General features: G+C 68.8%; 11 protein-coding genes, 2 rRNA genes, 1 pseudogene and 1 riboswitch (1 of these 15 only partly in view). Of the genes and pseudogenes, 1 reads left to right on the top strand and 13 read right to left on the bottom strand.

The window, feature by feature from the left end:
* Window positions 1-150: 150 nt before the first annotated feature.
* Entirely contained in the window at window positions 151-3,036 is a 2,886-nt protein-coding gene (gene gcvP, locus QHG49_RS29380) for an aminomethyl-transferring glycine dehydrogenase (protein WP_301491852.1), read from the bottom strand.
* Between the two features lie 172 nt (window positions 3,037-3,208).
* A riboswitch (glycine riboswitch) is annotated at window positions 3,209-3,304 on the bottom strand.
* 118 nt (window positions 3,305-3,422) lie between these two features.
* On the opposite strand from gcvP, the gene QHG49_RS29375 reads away from it, so the two are divergent.
* The gene (locus QHG49_RS29375) at window positions 3,423-3,791 is read left to right on the top strand and encodes a PRC-barrel domain-containing protein (RefSeq protein WP_145486224.1); all 369 of its coding nucleotides are present in this window, start codon (window positions 3,423-3,425) and stop codon (window positions 3,789-3,791) included.
* Here QHG49_RS29375 and QHG49_RS29370 read toward each other — a convergent pair.
* The 12 genes and pseudogenes from QHG49_RS29370 to QHG49_RS29315 form a co-directional block, all read right to left on the bottom strand.
* Window positions 3,716-5,224, bottom strand: a pseudogene (locus QHG49_RS29370) (DNA polymerase IV). The gene QHG49_RS29375 and the pseudogene QHG49_RS29370 sit on opposite strands and share 76 nt — an antisense overlap.
* A 68-nt stretch (window positions 5,225-5,292) precedes the next feature.
* Complete coding sequence (locus tag QHG49_RS29365; protein ID WP_145486226.1) at window positions 5,293-5,937, bottom strand: MerR family transcriptional regulator; 645 nt, start codon at window positions 5,935-5,937, stop codon at window positions 5,293-5,295.
* Window positions 5,938-6,223: 286 nt separating this feature from the next.
* Window positions 6,224-6,697 (bottom strand): bifunctional nuclease family protein, encoded by a 474-nt coding sequence (locus QHG49_RS29360; protein ID WP_026253112.1) that lies wholly within the window; start codon window positions 6,695-6,697, stop codon window positions 6,224-6,226.
* Between the two features lie 87 nt (window positions 6,698-6,784).
* Entirely contained in the window at window positions 6,785-7,522 is a 738-nt protein-coding gene (locus tag QHG49_RS29355) for a MerR family transcriptional regulator (protein WP_159699452.1), read from the bottom strand.
* Window positions 7,523-7,564: 42 nt separating this feature from the next.
* The gene (locus QHG49_RS29350) at window positions 7,565-8,395 is read right to left on the bottom strand and encodes an FHA domain-containing protein (protein WP_186337863.1); all 831 of its coding nucleotides are present in this window, start codon (window positions 8,393-8,395) and stop codon (window positions 7,565-7,567) included.
* Between the two features lie 190 nt (window positions 8,396-8,585).
* Window positions 8,586-9,479 carry a DUF881 domain-containing protein gene (locus QHG49_RS29345; protein ID WP_301491843.1) on the bottom strand — a complete coding sequence of 298 codons (894 nt, stop codon included), beginning with the start codon at window positions 9,477-9,479 and terminating at the stop codon, window positions 8,586-8,588.
* Between the two features lie 4 nt (window positions 9,480-9,483).
* Window positions 9,484-9,816, bottom strand: coding sequence for a small basic family protein (locus tag QHG49_RS29340; RefSeq protein ID WP_003988855.1), 333 nt, complete (start codon window positions 9,814-9,816; stop codon window positions 9,484-9,486).
* Window positions 9,813-10,721, bottom strand: coding sequence for a DUF881 domain-containing protein (locus QHG49_RS29335; RefSeq protein WP_301492961.1), 909 nt, complete (start codon window positions 10,719-10,721; stop codon window positions 9,813-9,815). Before QHG49_RS29335 ends, QHG49_RS29340 begins: the two co-directional genes overlap by 4 nt.
* A gap of 211 nt (window positions 10,722-10,932) precedes the next feature.
* Window positions 10,933-13,428, bottom strand: a complete 2,496-nt coding sequence (locus tag QHG49_RS29330) for a mannose-1-phosphate guanyltransferase (RefSeq protein WP_145486231.1) — start codon at window positions 13,426-13,428, stop codon at window positions 10,933-10,935.
* A 114-nt stretch (window positions 13,429-13,542) separates the two neighbouring features.
* The gene (locus QHG49_RS29325; RefSeq protein ID WP_046421542.1) at window positions 13,543-14,151 is read right to left on the bottom strand and encodes a CDP-alcohol phosphatidyltransferase family protein; all 609 of its coding nucleotides are present in this window, start codon (window positions 14,149-14,151) and stop codon (window positions 13,543-13,545) included.
* A gap of 109 nt (window positions 14,152-14,260) precedes the next feature.
* Window positions 14,261-14,377: ribosomal RNA gene (gene rrf / locus QHG49_RS29320) — 5S ribosomal RNA — on the bottom strand.
* A 72-nt stretch (window positions 14,378-14,449) separates the two neighbouring features.
* A 23S ribosomal RNA gene (locus QHG49_RS29315) occupies window positions 14,450-15,917 on the bottom strand (it continues 1,652 nt past the right edge of the window).

The raw sequence follows: 15,917 nt of genomic DNA, 5'->3' as shown, positions 1-15,917 counted from the left end.
CGAGGCGCCCGTGCTCCCACCGCCCCAGTGCTCAGCCCCCTCCTCACGCCTCAGCCCCGCACGACCGACCCTCACGGCTCAGCCCCGCACGACGGCCGAGGGCCCCGCCGGATGACCGGACGGGGCCCTCGGGGCACGGCTGGGGCGCGGTCAGTCCTCGTACGCGTCCAGCGGCGGGCAGGAGCAGACCAGGTTGCGGTCGCCGAACGCCTGGTCGATACGGCGCACCGGCGGCCAGTACTTGTCGGCCACCGAGACCCCGGCCGGGAAGACGGCCTCCTCGCGGCTGTAGGCGTGCGTCCACTCGCCGCCGAGCGCGCCCGCGGTGTGCGGGGCGTTGTGCAGCGGGTTGTCCTCGGCGGGCCACTCGCCGGAGCCGACCTTCTCGATCTCCGCGCGGATGGCGATCATCGCGTCGCAGAACCGGTCCAGCTCGATGATGTCCTCCGACTCGGTCGGCTCGATCATCAGCGTGCCGGCCACCGGGAACGACATGGTCGGGGCGTGGAAGCCGTAGTCGATCAGGCGCTTGGCCACGTCGTCCACGCTCACGCCGGTCGCCTTGGTCAGCGGGCGCAGGTCGATGATGCACTCGTGCGCGACCAGGCCGCCGGGGCCGGTGTAGAGCACCGGGAAGTGCGGCTCCAGGCGCTTGGCGATGTAGTTCGCGGAGAGCACGGCCACCTGGGTGGCGCGCTTGAGGCCCTCGCCGCCCATCAGCCGGACGTACGCCCAGGAGATCGGCAGGATGCCCGCCGAGCCCCACGGCGCCGCCGAGATCGGGCCGACGCCCGTCTCCGGGCCGGCCGCCGGCTGGAGCGGGTGGTTGGGCAGGTACGGCGCGAGGTGCGAGCGGACCGCGACCGGGCCGACGCCGGGGCCGCCGCCGCCGTGCGGGATGCAGAAGGTCTTGTGCAGGTTCAGGTGCGAGACGTCGCCGCCGAAGTGGCCCGGCTTGGCGAGGCCGACCAGGGCGTTCAGGTTGGCGCCGTCGACGTACACCTGGCCGCCGGCCTCGTGCACCCGGGCGCAGATGTCGGCGACGTGCTCCTCGAACACACCGTGCGTGGACGGGTAGGTGATCATCAGCACGGCCAGCTGCTCGCGGTGCTGCTCGATCTTGGCCCGCAGGTCCTCGACGTCGATCTCGCCGTCCTCGGACGTCTTGACGACGACGACCTTCATGCCGGCCATCACGGCGCTGGCCGCGTTGGTGCCGTGCGCGGAGGACGGGATGAGGCAGACGGTGCGCTGCTCGTCGCCGTTCGCGCGGTGGTAGCCGCGGACGGCCAGCAGACCGGCCAGCTCGCCCTGGGAGCCGGCGTTCGGCTGGAGGGAGACCTTGTCGTAGCCGGTGACCTCGGCGAGGCGGTCCTCCAGCTCGTGGATGAGCGTGAGGAAGCCGGCGGCCTGCTCGGCGGGCGCGAAGGGGTGCAGCGCGCCGAACTCGGGCCAGGTGACGGGCTCCATCTCGGTGGTCGCGTTGAGCTTCATGGTGCAGGAGCCCAGCGGGATCATGCCGCGGTCGAGCGCGTAGTCGCGGTCGGACAGCCTGCGCAGGTAGCGCAGCATCGCGGTCTCGGAGCGGTGCTGGTGGAAGACCGGGTGGGCGAGGAAGTCGTCGCCGCGCAGCAGCGTCTCGGGCAGCGCCTCCCCGGCGGTCTCGTCGAGCGCCGCCAGGTCGGCCTGGACGCCGAAAGCGGACCAGACACTCTCCAGGTGCGCCCGCGTGGTGGTCTCGTCGCAGGCCAGGGAGACATGGTCGGCGTCGGCCAGGTGCAGGTTGACGCCCTTGTCCCGGGCGGCGGCGACTATCTCGGCCGCCCTGCCGGGCACGCGCGCGGTGACGGTGTCGAAGAAGGCGCCGTGCGTGATCTCGACGCCGCCGGCCTTCAGGCCCTCGGCGAGGAGCGTCGCGTAGCGGTGGGTGCGCCGGGCGATGGTCCTGAGGCCCTCGGGGCCGTGGTAGACGGCGTACATGCCGGCCATGACGGCGAGCAGCACCTGCGCGGTACAGATGTTGCTGGTGGCCTTCTCGCGGCGGATGTGCTGCTCGCGGGTCTGGAGGGCCAGCCGGTACGCCTTGTTGCCGTCGACGTCGACGGACACGCCGACCAGGCGGCCGGGCAGGCTGCGGGCGAACTTCTCGTGCACCGCCATGTAGCCGGCGTGCGGACCGCCGAAGCCCATCGGGACGCCGAAGCGCTGGGTGGTGCCGATGGCGATGTCGGCGCCCAGCTCGCCCGGGGAGGTCAGCAGGGTGAGGGCGAGCAGATCGGCGGCGACGGTGACGAGCGCGCCCAGCCCGTGCGCCTGCTCGATCACCGGCTTGATGTCGCGTACGGCACCGGAGGCGCCGGGGTACTGGACCAGCACGCCGTTGATGTCACGGGCGGCGATCTCGGCCGGGATGCCGTCGCTCAGGTCGGCGACGACGACCTCGACACCGGTCGGCTCGGCGCGGGTCTGGATGACGGCGACGGTCTGCGGCAGGGCGTCCGCGTCGACCAGGAAGAGGCCCTTCTTGTTCTTGCCCATGCGCCGGGACAGCGCCATGGCCTCGGCGGCCGCGGTGCCCTCGTCGAGGAGGGAGGCGCCGGAGGTGGGCAGACCGGTGAGGTCGGCGACCATGGTCTGGAAGTTCAGCAGGGCCTCCAGGCGGCCCTGGGAGATCTCCGGCTGGTAGGGGGTGTAGGCCGTGTACCAGGCCGGGTTCTCCAGGACGTTGCGCAGGATGACCGGCGGGGTGAAGGTACCGTAGTAACCCAGGCCGATCATGGAGCCGAGGACCTGGTTGCGGTCGGCGAGCGAGCGCAGCTCGGCCAGCACCTCGGCCTCGGTGCGGGCGCCCGGCAGGTCGAGGGCGTCGGCGTTCTTGATCACGTCCGGGACGGCGGCGGCGGTCAGCTCGTCCAGGGAGCCGTAGCCGACCTGGGCGAGCATCTTGGCCCGCGCCTCCTGGTCGGGCCCGATGTGGCGCTGTTCGAAGGGGATGCCCGCTTCGAGCTCGGAGAGCGGAATGCGATGGGCGGTCATGGCGGAGGCCTCCTGGTCTGACGACCTTCGAAGGGCACCACGGCGTGGGTGCCCGTACGGCCTCCCCCTCTGTCATCTCAACCTGAGAGCTTCACCGGGCACCTCGCGGCGCCGGCTTTCACCGTCGGTGAGGGCGGAAGCCGTCGACACCCGCCCTGCTTTCCAGAGTGACCTCGTCCGTGCGGTACGTGAGCCTGAGAGATTCCGGGGAGGATTTGCTCCTTCGGCGCCTCCGAGGTGGGTCGGAGGACTCTCCCGCACGGGGTCAGCAGCCGCAATCAGACTACCAGCGAGGTCAACGGCCGGATTCTCAAGTGGCCGCCGCGATGAATGTGCTCTTTCGTAGTGCTTACGGATGAGTTGCGACCAGTGGAGGGAGAGGGGCCGTGCAGACCGACATCGATCCGCGCAACCTGATCGGCCGCAAGGCGTTCGACCGCAATGGCACCAAGATCGGCACGATCGACGAGGTGTATCTGGACGACGCCACCGGCATCCCCGAGTGGGCGGCCATACGCACCGGCCTCTTCTCCCGCGACGCGTTCGTCCCGCTGGAACCGAGCGAGCTGGTCGACGGCACCCTCCATGTCCCCTTCGACCGCTCCCTGATCAAGGACGCCCCCGACTTCGGCGTGGGCCGCCATCTCTCCCCCGAACAGGAACTCCAGCTCTACCACCACTACGGCCTCGACGTGGCCCCGGACGCCGCCCCGGACCACGACTTCGGCAAGCTGGCGGGCTCGGAGGAGACATAGCCCCGGTGGCCAGGGAGCTTGGACGACGAGAGCGCTGCCGTCGAGCGGCGGGGCGAGCCTGGACAGGCAGCCGTTCACGGTCCTGGTGAACACGGGGTGGCGGGTGCCGGGACGACCAGGGGCAGGGGGTCCGCGGGCTCCAGCGCGGGATCCGTGACGAGGAAGGTGCGTATCCGGCCCGGCGGCGACTGCGGTGTCTCGAAACGCACTGTCACCCGGCCCACCCCGCTCCCCTGCACCCACCCGTGCCCGTGCTCGGCGTGCCGCACGTCCTGGCCGGCCCGCCAGTGCGGCAGGACCGGCTCCCGGGGCACGACGACCGGCTCGGCCACGGCCTCCTCCGGCACCGGTTCCGTCTGCGAGGACGCCTGGGCGAACAGGTCCTCCTGGGTGTAGTCGGCGAGCCCGGAGACGCCGACACCGAGCAGGCGCACCCCGCCCGTCGTGTCCACGGAGTCCAGCAACCGCTCGGCGGCCTCCCGCACGACCGCCGGATCGTCCGTGGGCCCCCGCAGCGTCTCGGAACGGGTCAGCGTCGAGAAGTCGTACCGCCGCACCTTCAGTACGATCGTCCGCCCGGACAGCCCCGCCTCGCGCAGCCGCCGCACACACCGGTCCGCCAGCCGCCGTACCTCGACGCCGATCCGCGGCCGGTCATGGATGTCCACGTCGTACGTGTCCTCGACCGACACGGACTTGGCCTCCCGCTCGGCCACCACCGGCCGCTCGTCCCGCGCCAGGGCCATGGCGTACAGCGCCTGTCCATGGGCCTTGCCGAGCAGTCGGACGAGTTCGTCCTCGCCCGCCTCGGCCAGTTCCTCGACCGTCGTGATCCCGGCGCGCCGCAGATGGTCCCCGGTGGCCGGGCCCACTCCCGGCAGGGTCCGCACCGGCAGCGGTCCCAGCAGGGCCCGCTCGGTGCCCGGCTCGATCAGCACCAGGCCGTCCGGCTTGGCCTGCTCGGAGGCGATCTTCGCGAGCATCTTGGACGCGGCGAGCCCGACGGACCCGGTGAGCCCCGTGACCGTACGGATGTCCGTGCGCAGCCGGGCGCCCGTGCGCCGCGCCGAATCCGCGTCCTCCGCCGCGCCCGAGGCCGCCAGGTCCACGAACGCCTCGTCCAGGCTCAGCGGCTCCACCAGCGGCGACAGCGCCCGCAGCAGTGTCATGACCTGTTCGCTGACCGCCCGGTACAGGCTGAAGCGCGGCACCAGATACGCCGCGTGGGGCGCCAGCCGCCGCGCCTGGGCCATGGGCATCGCCGAGTGCACCCCGAAGGCCCGCGCCTCGTACGACGCCGTGGCCACCACCCCGCGCGGCCCGAGCCCGCCCACCACGACCGCTTTCCCGCGCAGGCTCGGCTTGGATGCCTGCTCCACCGAGGCGTAGAAGGCATCCATGTCGAGATGCAGGATCGTGGGCGCGTTTCTCACATCTCCGATGCTGCACCACGGCACTGACAATCCGGCGGCGCCCGGCGGCCCGTCGGGTCAGCGGCGGTTCAGACCGCGCGGTTGCGGCGCCGCGCCAGCTCGTCGGCCGGGTTGTGCCCGACCAGCGTCTCGCCCGTGTCGATGCGCTCGCCGTGCAGCTGGGACAGGGCGTTCTCCACGTCCCGCCACACCACGCCGACCGCGATCCCGAAGATGCCCTGGCCGCCCTGGAGAAGCGCGTGCACCTCGTCGGGCGAGGTGCACTCGTACACCGTCGCGCCGTCGCTCATCAGTGTCATGCGCTCCAGATCGCGGAAACCGCGCTCCCGAAGGTGCTGCACGGCCGAGCGGATGTTCTGGAGCGAGACCCCGGTGTCCAGGAACCGCTTGACGATCTTCAGGACGACGACGTCCCGGAAGCTGTACAACCGCTGGGTGCCCGATCCGTACGCGGGCCGCACACTCGGCTCGACCAGGCCCGTGCGCGCCCAGTAGTCGAGCTGTCGATAGGTGATGCCGGCCGCCGCGCAGGCCGTGGGCCCCCGGTAGCCGATCTCCTCGGACGTCATGGCCGCCGCCCCTTCGCCGCCCGGCACCGCCGTCGGCCGCTGCGGAGCGTGATCCACCGCGCTGCTGTGAACCGGGTACGGACCGCTCTCCCCGTAACCGCGCACGGGAGCACCCCCAGCCGTACCGTCGCCGCTGGTTCTCACGCCGACCTCCGTCCTTGACCTGCCTTCTCGACGGTAGGCAGTCACCAGGGGTGCGTCAACGATCGCCACACTCGGCACGCCGAGTGATAATCACCCAAGGAGTGGTTTCCCGTGTCCCACCGCGGGGAAAGGCTAGCCGAATGCCCTCGCGGGAACCGGTAGGACGCTCTCAATCGCCGGTGGCAATTGCCCCGCGATCCGGCCGCGTCCGGCCGCCGACCGACCCTCCGAAACCCCGGCCGCGCAGGCCAGGGCCCCTATGAGCCGCTCGTGCGCGACCGCCGCCTCACTGGCTGCTGGTGCCGAAGTCCTCGGGCGAGATCTGGTCGAGGAACTCGCGGAACTTCTCCACCTCGTCCTCCTGCTCGTCCGGGATGGCGATCCCCGCGTCGTCCAGCACCGTGTCGCTGCCGTAGATCGGCGTGCCGGTGCGCAGGGCCAGCGCTATGGCGTCGGAGGGGCGGGCGCTGACCTCGACCCCGCTGGCGAACACCAGCTCCGCGTAGAAGACGCCTTCCCGCAGATCGGTGATGCGTACTTCGGTCAGCTCCTGGCCGACGGCCTCCAGCACGTCCTTGAACAGGTCGTGGGTCAGCGGCCTGGCCGGGGCCATGCCCTGCTGGGCGAAGGCGATCGCCGTCGCCTCCCCCGGCCCGATCCAGATGGGGAGGTAACGGTCGCCTCCCACTTCGCGCAGGAGCACGATCGGTTGGTTGGAGGGCATTTCGACCCGGACACCTACGACATCGAGCTCGTTCACACAGCAACCCTAGGCCGTGCCCGGGACGTTTGGGTAGTCGGGCCCCGAGCGGCCGTCCGATCCGGCCCCCGCCGGCCCGCCCCCGGATCAGGGAAGACGCACTCCGAGGGCGGTCTTCACGAGGGCCGCGTGCAGCTTCATGGTGAGCGCCGCCAGCTCCTTCGTACGGGCCTCGGCGAGCGCTCTGGTCTGCGGGTTGCGGTGGCGCTTGAGCGGGGCCACCACCTGCTCGACCAGCCCGGCCTCCCGGTCGGCGGCCGCCTTCATCACCCGCAGATGGCGGGGCTCGATCCCGAAGCGCCCCAGTTCGGCCACGAGAGCGGCCACGGTGACCGCCTCCGCGTCGTACGTACCGTCGGCGAGCGGCACCAGGAGTCCGTACGACTCCCACTCCTCCAGCTCGGCCTCGCCGATGTCCGCGGCGGCCAGCAGCTCGGACCGGCCGACCCGGGCCACGGTGGGCCCCTCCTGCACCTCCAGGACGTCGTCCCCGGTGCGCTGGCGCCCGACCACGGGCAGCGGGACGGCCTCGCCCCGCGCCATGGCGTCCAGATGCTCGCGGATCACCTTGAGCGGCAGATAGTGGTCCCGCTGCATCCTCAGGACATGCCCGAGGCGCTCCAGGTCACCGGGGCTGAACTTGCGGTACCCCGAGGGGGTCCGCTGCGGCTCGATGAGCCCCTCCGCCTCCAGGAAACGGATCTTGGAGATGGTGACTTCGGGGAACTCCTCGCGCAGCGCGTTCAGCACCGTGCCGATGCTCATCAACCCGCTGTCCCTGGCGGCGGTACCGCTTCCGGCACCGCCGCTCGGTGTGTGAAGCATGGACCTTCCCTGGGTTACCCCCGGAACGTGTCCGGGGGCGGGTCAGATGCCCTGCCGGCTCGGGTGGAACACCAGCCGGTACTTGCCGATCTGCACCTCGTCACCGCTGTGCAGGGCGACCTGGTCGATCGGCTCACGGTTGACGTACGTGCCGTTCAGGCTGCCCACGTCGGCGACGGTGAACGAACCGTCCGGGGAGCGGCGGAACTCCACATGGCGACGCGAGACGGTCACGTCGTCCAGGAAGATGTCGCTCTGCGGATGACGGCCGGCCGTGGTCAGGTCGCCGTCGAGCAGGAAGCGGCTGCCCGAGTTCGGGCCCCGGCGCACCACCAGCAGGGCCGAGCCCGCCGGCAGCGCGTCCACCGCGGCCTGCGCCTCGGGCGACAGCAGCGGCATCGGCGTCTGCCCGGTCGCCTCCGCGTCGTAGGCCTCCAGACCGGAGATCGAGATCGTGGACGTCGTCTCGGACGCGCGCTCGGGCACGGCTCCGGGACGCAGCGGCGCACCGCAGTTGGAACAGAAGCGGGCGTTCTCCGCGTTGCGGTTACCGCACCTCGTACACACCAGGGCCGACATGGACGGATCCTCCTGCCGCGGCTGCCCCGCCGGGGCATTGGACGCGTACGGGCCGGGAGCAAAGTCTCCACCCGTACTTGAGGTTGACGGTTGCCCGAAACCTATGCCGCGGGACTGGGCAGGGTCAACTGACGGCGCGCCCTGGCCTCCCGAAATGTCACCGCCCGGACCAGCCACCTGGTCCCGGAACAGCGGCCGCTGACCCTGTGCGTCAGGCTGTGCGCGATGACGAGCGGTCGCGTTGTCGCCACCCTCTCGCGCGCTCTTGCCGAACCACTTCGCAAACAACTTCACGGGCGATTCCCCTTGACCGAAACAGACCCGCCCGTGGGGCAGGACGAACCCTGATTGCCGACACCGGCCGACCCGGACACCCTCACAACGTCCGTGCCCACCAGACAGTTTCCACCACGCGTCACCTCGTCGGTGCGCCGACCCCCCGCAACCTCATGCCCTTGCCGGACCGCCCCCATGCACCGCCGGTTCACTGGGAGGACGACCGAGCGTAGTCAGGCTGCTTCGCCTGTCGCAAGGCGTCCACGACGATCTTGCCCGACTGTGCGACGGAGACCGTGGCCTGCTCCTTCTCCAGAGTCTGCACCACGCCTCCCGGGATGTTCAGCGCCGGTTCGAGATCCTGCGGCTTGCCGATGACCTTGAAACGATAAGGGGCGTTGATCTTGTTCCCGTCCACGCTCACGCTCTTGCCGGCGTCCGCGAAGTAGGTGTTGGCCACCACGCGCACGCCGTTGACCTGGATCGCCTCCGCGCCGGCCGCGCGCAGCTCCTGGATGGTGTCGAGCAGCATGTCCGACTGGACCGTCCCCTTCGTGTCCTCGATCGTCATGGTGATGCCGGGACCCTGAGCCGCCACGGTGCCCGCCAGGATGCCGAGTTGCCGTTCCTTCTCGGCGGTCTGCCTGCGTGCCTCCGCGGCCTGGTCGGAGCTGCTCTGGAGCTCCGACCGCTGCTTTTCGAGTCCCTGCTTCTCGTCCTCAAGACGCTGAGTACGCGAATCCAGTTCATCCAGGATGCGAACAAGATCTTCTTGGCGTGCGCCGCGCAGCGCGCTGTCGGTGTCGCTGTTGGACGCCACCTGGACGGCCAGGCCGAACCCGAGGCCGAACAGGAGCAGGGCGACGATGAGTTGGGGCCGGGTCAGACGCGGCGGCCACAGGCCCTTGACGAGCCGCCGGCGGCCGGTCAGCGACGCGTCGTCGGGGCGGGGCACCGGCCGCTGCCCCGCCTCGGGCCCGGGGGTGGGCACCTCGGCGGGCAGCTCCTTGCGCAGCCGGTCGCCCGGCCGGGCCGCGTGCTCGCCGTGCGCGTGACCGTGGTGGTGGTGATGGTGGCCGTCGTTGTGCTGGTTGTCGCTCATCGCCTCAAGCCCGGAAGACGTGGCGCCGGATCGCCGCGGCGTTGGAGAAGATGCGGATACCGAGGACGACCACGACGCCCGTGGACAGCTGCGCGCCCACGCCCAACTTGTCGCCCAGGAACACGATCAGGGCCGCCACGACCACGTTCGACAGGAACGACACGACGAAGACCTTGTCGTCGAAAATGCCGTCCAGCATGGCCCGCAGACCGCCGAAGACGGCGTCCAGCGCCGCCACGACGGCGATCGGCAGATAAGGCTCCACGACCGCCGGAACCTCGGGCCGGACCAACAGGCCGGCCACGACTCCCACGACGAGGCCCAGTACGGCGATCACGATGTGCCCTTCTCCGTCTTCTCGGTGTTCTTGCTGTTCTTGCTGCTCTTGTCGTTCTTGCTGTTCTTGGCGTCGACGCTGTCGGGGACCGGCCGCGCCGTACGTACGATCACACTCGGCGCGGCGGGCAGCCGGAGGTCGTGCTCGGTGGAGATGGTGGCGCGGATGCCGTAGTTCTGCTCCAGGGCGTGCAGATACAGCCCGTCGCCGCTGTTCTGGAAGTCGCTGCTCAGCCGGGGCCCGTCCCCCACCGCCAGCACGGTGTACGGCGGCACGAGCGGCCTGTTGTCGACCAGGATGGCGTCTCCGGCGGCCCTGATCGCCGACAGGGCGGTCAGCCGCTGCCCGTTGACGGAGACGGCCTCGGCACCGGACGCCCACAGCCCGTTGACCACGCGCTGGAGGTCACGGTCGCGCACCCGGCCGGTGTCGGAGAACCCCGCGGTCTCCCGCGGGTTGGTGCCGTCGCCGCCGGTACTGGCCTCCTTGGCGTCGTTCACCACGAGCTTGACGCCCGGGCCGTGCACCTCGGTGGCGCCCGACAGCATGCCCACCAGGTCTGCCTCGGCGCTGCCGCCGCTCGACCTCAGCGCGGCCCGCTGGCGCGCGCTGACATCGTCACGCAGCTTGTCCACGCCGCCCTGGAGCTTGTCCGCGTCGGCGGTCTCCTGGTCGACGCGGTCGATCAGCTCCTGGCGCTCCTTGGCCACCACGGGCGCCGCCACCCGCGCCTGTGCCGCCCCGACGGTCACGACCAGGGCCGCGAGGACGAGGCCGCCCGCGAGGCCCAGTTTCGCCCTGAGGGTCTTCGGCAGGCCGCCCTCGCCCCAGGACTTCTTCCGGGCGGCGGCCTCGGCGTACCCGTCGTCGAGGCTGTGGTCCATGACGTTGGTGATCAACGACATGGAGGCGTCCAGGCGGCGCGGCCGCGTGGCGCTGCTCCGAACGGGGGGTTGCTGCGGCATGCCGCACATCGTCGCATGTCACGCGCGATACTCCGAATGGCCCCACCGGCGTGCCGGACGGGCCCCCTCGGGGGGCACCTGTCCGGCACGCACGCGTGCGGCGGTTCTACGGCCCTGACCAGCGCGCGGCGCCGCCGAGCCGTCGTACGGCCTACCGTCCGGCGCTGTCCACGATGCCCGACCACTCGTCCAGCAGGGCCTGCGCGGAGGCGTCGTCGGGGCCCTCGGCCCACAGATGGGTGACCGCCTCGGCCGGGTCGGGCAGCACCATCACCCAGCGCCCGTCGGACTCCACGACCCGCACGCCGTCGGTGGTGTCGACCGAGCGGTTCCCGGCCGCCTCCACCACCCGGCGCATCACGAGACCCTTGACCGCCCACGGCGTCGCCAGGTCCCGCTTGAGGACGTGTGCCCGCGGGATCCGCGCGTCGATCTGGCTCAGGGTGAGCTGGGTGCGCGCCACGAGCCCGATCAACCGGACGAACGCCGCCGTACCGTCGAACACGCTGCCGAACTCGGGGACGATGAAGCCACCCTTGCCGTCACCGCCGAAGATGGTGCCCTCCGCACCACCCACACGAGTGAGGTCGTCCGGCGAGGTCGTCGTCCACTCGACCTGGGTGCCGTGGTACGCGGCCACCTGTTCGGCGATGCGGGTCGTGGTGACGGGCAGCGCCACCCGGCCGCTGCGCCGCTCCGCTGCGACCAGGTCCAGCATCACCAGCAGCGCCCGGTCGTCCTCGATGATCCGGCCCTTCTCGTCCACGAGCGACAGCCGCTCGCCGACGGGGTCGAAGCGCACGCCGAACGCGGCGCCGGAGGACGCGACGATCTCGCCGAGCCGCACCAGGCCGCTGCGCCGCATCTCGGCGGTCTCGGTGGGCCTGGATTCGTCGAGACCCGGGTTGATGGTCAGCGAGTCCACCCCGAGCTTGCCCAGCAGGCTGGGCAGCACCAGGCCGGCGCTGCCGTTGGAGGCGTCCACGACGACCTTCATGCCGGACTCGGCGATCCCGCTGGTGTCGACATTGCGCAGCAGCGAACCGGTGTACGAGTCGAAGACGCTGGAGGGGAAGTACAGGTCGCCGATCTCGCCGGGGAACGCCCGCCGGTACTCCTGGCGCGCGAACACCCGGTCCAGCTTGCGCTGCCCGCCCTGGGACAGGTCGGCGCCCTGTCCGTCGAAGAACATGATGTCGACCGAGTCCGGGACGCCGGGCGTGGTACGGATCATGATGCCGCCGGCGCTGCCCCGCGCGGTCTGCTGCCGGGCCACGGGCAGCGGCACGTTCTCCAGGTCGCGTACGTCGATGGCGCTCGCCTGCAACGCCGAGATGACCGCGCGCTTGAGCGCACGGGCGCCTCGGGAGTGGTCACGGGCCGTGGTGACCGTGGAGCCCTTCTTGAGGGTGGTCGCGTACGCGCCGGCGAGGCGGACGGCCAGTTCGGGGGTGATCTCCACGTTCAGGATGCCGGAGACGCCGCGCGCGCCGAAGAGCTGCGCCTGGCCCCTGGACTCCCAGATGACCGAGGTGTTGACGAAGGCGCCGGCCTCGATCGTCTTGAAGGGGTAGACCCGCACATTGCCCTGGACGATCGATTCCTCGCCGATCAGGCATTCGTCGCCGATGACCGCGCCGTCCTCGATCCGGGCGGCCCGCATGATGTCGGTGTTCTTGCCGACGACGCAGCCGCGCAGATTGCTGTGCTGGCCGACATAGACGTTGTCGTGGACGACCGCCTTGTGCAGGAAGGCACCGCTCTTGACGACGACGTTCGAGCCGATCACCGAGTCCTCGCGTATCTCCGCGCCGGACTCGACCTTGGCGTAGTCGCCGATGTAGAGCGGTCCGCGCAGAACGGCGTCGGGATGCACTTCGGCACCCTCGGCCACCCAGACGCCCGGGGAGATCTCGAATCCGTCGATGTCGACGTTGACCTTGCCCTCCAGGACGTCGGCCTGGGCCTTGACGTAGCTCTCGTGCGTGCCGACGTCCTCCCAGTAGCCCTCGGCGACAAAGCCGTAGATCGGCTTGCCCTCCTTCATCAGCTGCGGGAAGACATCGCCGGACCAGTCGACCGGGACATCGGGTTCCACGTAGTTGAAGACTTCGGGCTCCATCACGTAGATGCCCGTGTTGACGGTGTCGGAGAAGACCTGTCCCCAGGTCGGCTTCTCCAGGAAGCGTTCGACCTTGCCTTCCTCGTCCACGATGGTGATGCCGAATTCCAGGGGGTTGGGCACGCGGGTCAGACACACCGTGACGAGCGCGCCCTTCTCCTTGTGGAAATTGATCAGCTCCGTGAGATCGAAGTCGGTCAGGGCGTCACCGGAGATGACGAGGAAGGCATCGTCCTTCAATGCCTCTTCGGCGTTCTTGACGCTTCCGGCGGTACCGAGTGGCTTCTCCTCATTGGCGTAGGTGAGCTCCATACCGAGCTCTTCGCCGTCACCGAAGTAGTTCTTGACGAGCGAGGCAAGGAACTGCACGGTGACGACGGTCTCGGTGAGCCCGTGCCTTTTGAGCAGCCGTAGCACATGCTCCATGATCGGGCGGTTCACCACGGGCAGGAGCGGCTTGGGCATGCTTGAGGTCATGGGGCGAAGGCGGGTGCCTTCACCTCCGGCCATCACTACGGCCTTCATGTCGGAAGCGTCCTCCTCTGAGAGACGACGGTCTAGCCGACTTCACCCGTCCAGATTGTCCCGCACTTTTGCACCGCGGGCCATTGAGGCGCTACGTCAGGACAATCGCCGAGCTCAATCGGCCATGGCGTCCGCACGCACCAATCGGCGGACTTGCACCACGTAGAGCACTCCTGCCCACCAATAGAGGGTTGTACCCCATCCGGCGAACGCCCATCCGAAAACTGCGGCCAGTGACGCGATCCAACCACTGCCGTCGCTGAGGAGCAGGAGCGGGAAGGCGTACATGAGGTTGAACGTGGCCGCCTTCCCGAGGAAGTTGACCTGGGGCGGCGGGTAGCCGTGCCGGCGGAGGATGCCGACCATGACCAGGAGCATCAGCTCCCGGGCGAGCAGCAGGGCGGTCAGCCAGACCGGGAGGATCTCCCGCCAGGTGAGGCCGACCAGCGTGGAGAGCACGTAGAGCCGGTCGGCGGCCGGGTCGAGGAGCCGGCCCAGGCTGCTGATCTGGTTCCAGCGCCGGGCGAGCTTGCCGTCCAGGTAGTCGCTGACTCCGCTGAAGGCCAGCACAAGCAGGGCCCAGCCGTCGCTCTTGGGGCCCCCGAACTCCGGCCTGAGGATCAGCCACAGGAACAGGGGGACGCCGACGAGCCGCGCCATGCTGAGGATGTTGGGGATGGTGAGGACCCGGTCTGTCTGGACACGGGTCTCCTGGACCTCCACCCGGGGGCCTCCTGTGGGAAAACGAGCCGACGATGCACCCTGACTTTACCCCAACGCAAAAAAGCTCCGGCTCTCGGGCTGGTGCCCAAGAGCCGGAGCTGTAAAAGGAGTTCGGCGGCGTCCTACTCTCCCACAGGGTCCCCCCTGCAGTACCATCGGCGCTGAAAGGCTTAGCTTCCGGGTTCGGAATGTAACCGGGCGTTTCCCTAACGCTATAACCACCGAAACACTATGAAACTATCAACCGGCACTTTGGTTGTTCGTGGTTTCAGAACCAACACAGTGGACGCGAGCAACTGAGGACAAGCCCTCGGCCTATTAGTACCGGTCACCTCCACCAGTTACCTGGCTTCCAGATCCGGCCTATCAACCCAGTCGTCTACTGGGAGCCTTACCCCATCAAGTGGGTGGGAGTCCTCATCTCGAAGCAGGCTTCCCGCTTAGATGCTTTCAGCGGTTATCCCTCCCGAACGTAGCCAACCAGCCATGCCCTTGGCAGAACAACTGGCACACCAGAGGTTCGTCCGTCCCGGTCCTCTCGTACTAGGGACAGCCCTTCTCAAGACTCCTACGCGCACAGCGGATAGGGACCGAACTGTCTCACGACGTTCTAAACCCAGCTCGCGTACCGCTTTAATGGGCGAACAGCCCAACCCTTGGGACCGACTCCAGCCCCAGGATGCGACGAGCCGACATCGAGGTGCCAAACCATCCCGTCGATATGGACTCTTGGGGAAGATCAGCCTGTTATCCCCGGGGTACCTTTTATCCGTTGAGCGACGGCGCTTCCACAAGCCACCGCCGGATCACTAGTCCCGACTTTCGTCCCTGCTCGACCCGTCGGTCTCACAGTCAAGCTCCCTTGTGCACTTACACTCAACACCTGATTACCAACCAGGCTGAGGGAACCTTTGGGCGCCTCCGTTACCCTTTAGGAGGCAACCGCCCCAGTTAAACTACCCATCAGACACTGTCCCTGATCCGGATCACGGACCCAGGTTAGACATCCAGCACGACCAGACTGGTATTTCAACGACGACTCCACCCACACTGGCGTATGAGCTTCACAGTCTCCCAGCTATCCTACACAAGCCGAACCGAACACCAATATCAAACTGTAGTAAAGGTCCCGGGGTCTTTCCGTCCTGCTGCGCGAAACGAGCATCTTTACTCGTAGTGCAATTTCACCGGGCCTATGGTTGAGACAGTCGAGAAGTCGTTACGCCATTCGTGCAGGTCGGAACTTACCCGACAAGGAATTTCGCTACCTTAGGATGGTTATAGTTACCACCGCCGTTTACTGGCGCTTAAGTTCTCAGCTTCGCCCCACCGAAATGGAGCTAACCGGTCCCCTTAACGTTCCAGCACCGGGCAGGCGTCAGTCCGTATACATCGCCTTACGGCTTCGCACGGACCTGTGTTTTTAGTAAACAGTCGCTTCTCGCTGGTCTCTGCGGCCACCCCCAGCTCAAGGAGTAAATCCCATCACCGAGTGTGGCCCCCCTTCTCCCGAAGTTACGGGGGCATTTTGCCGAGTTCCTTAACCATAGTTCACCCGAACGCCTCGGTATTCTCTACCTGACCACCTGAGTCGGTTTAGGGTACGGGCCGCCATGAAACTCGCTAGAGGCTTTTCTCGACAGCATAGGATCATCCACTTCACCACAATCGGCTCGGCATCAGGTCTCAGACACATGGCATGCGGATTTACCTACACACCGTCCTACACCCTTACCCCGGGACAACCACCGCCCGGGATGGACTAC

The sequence above is a fragment of the Streptomyces sp. WP-1 genome, assembly GCF_030450125.1.
Lineage (GTDB): Bacteria > Actinomycetota > Actinomycetes > Streptomycetales > Streptomycetaceae > Streptomyces > Streptomyces incarnatus.
This window is presented reverse-complemented; position numbering and strand designations above follow the sequence as displayed.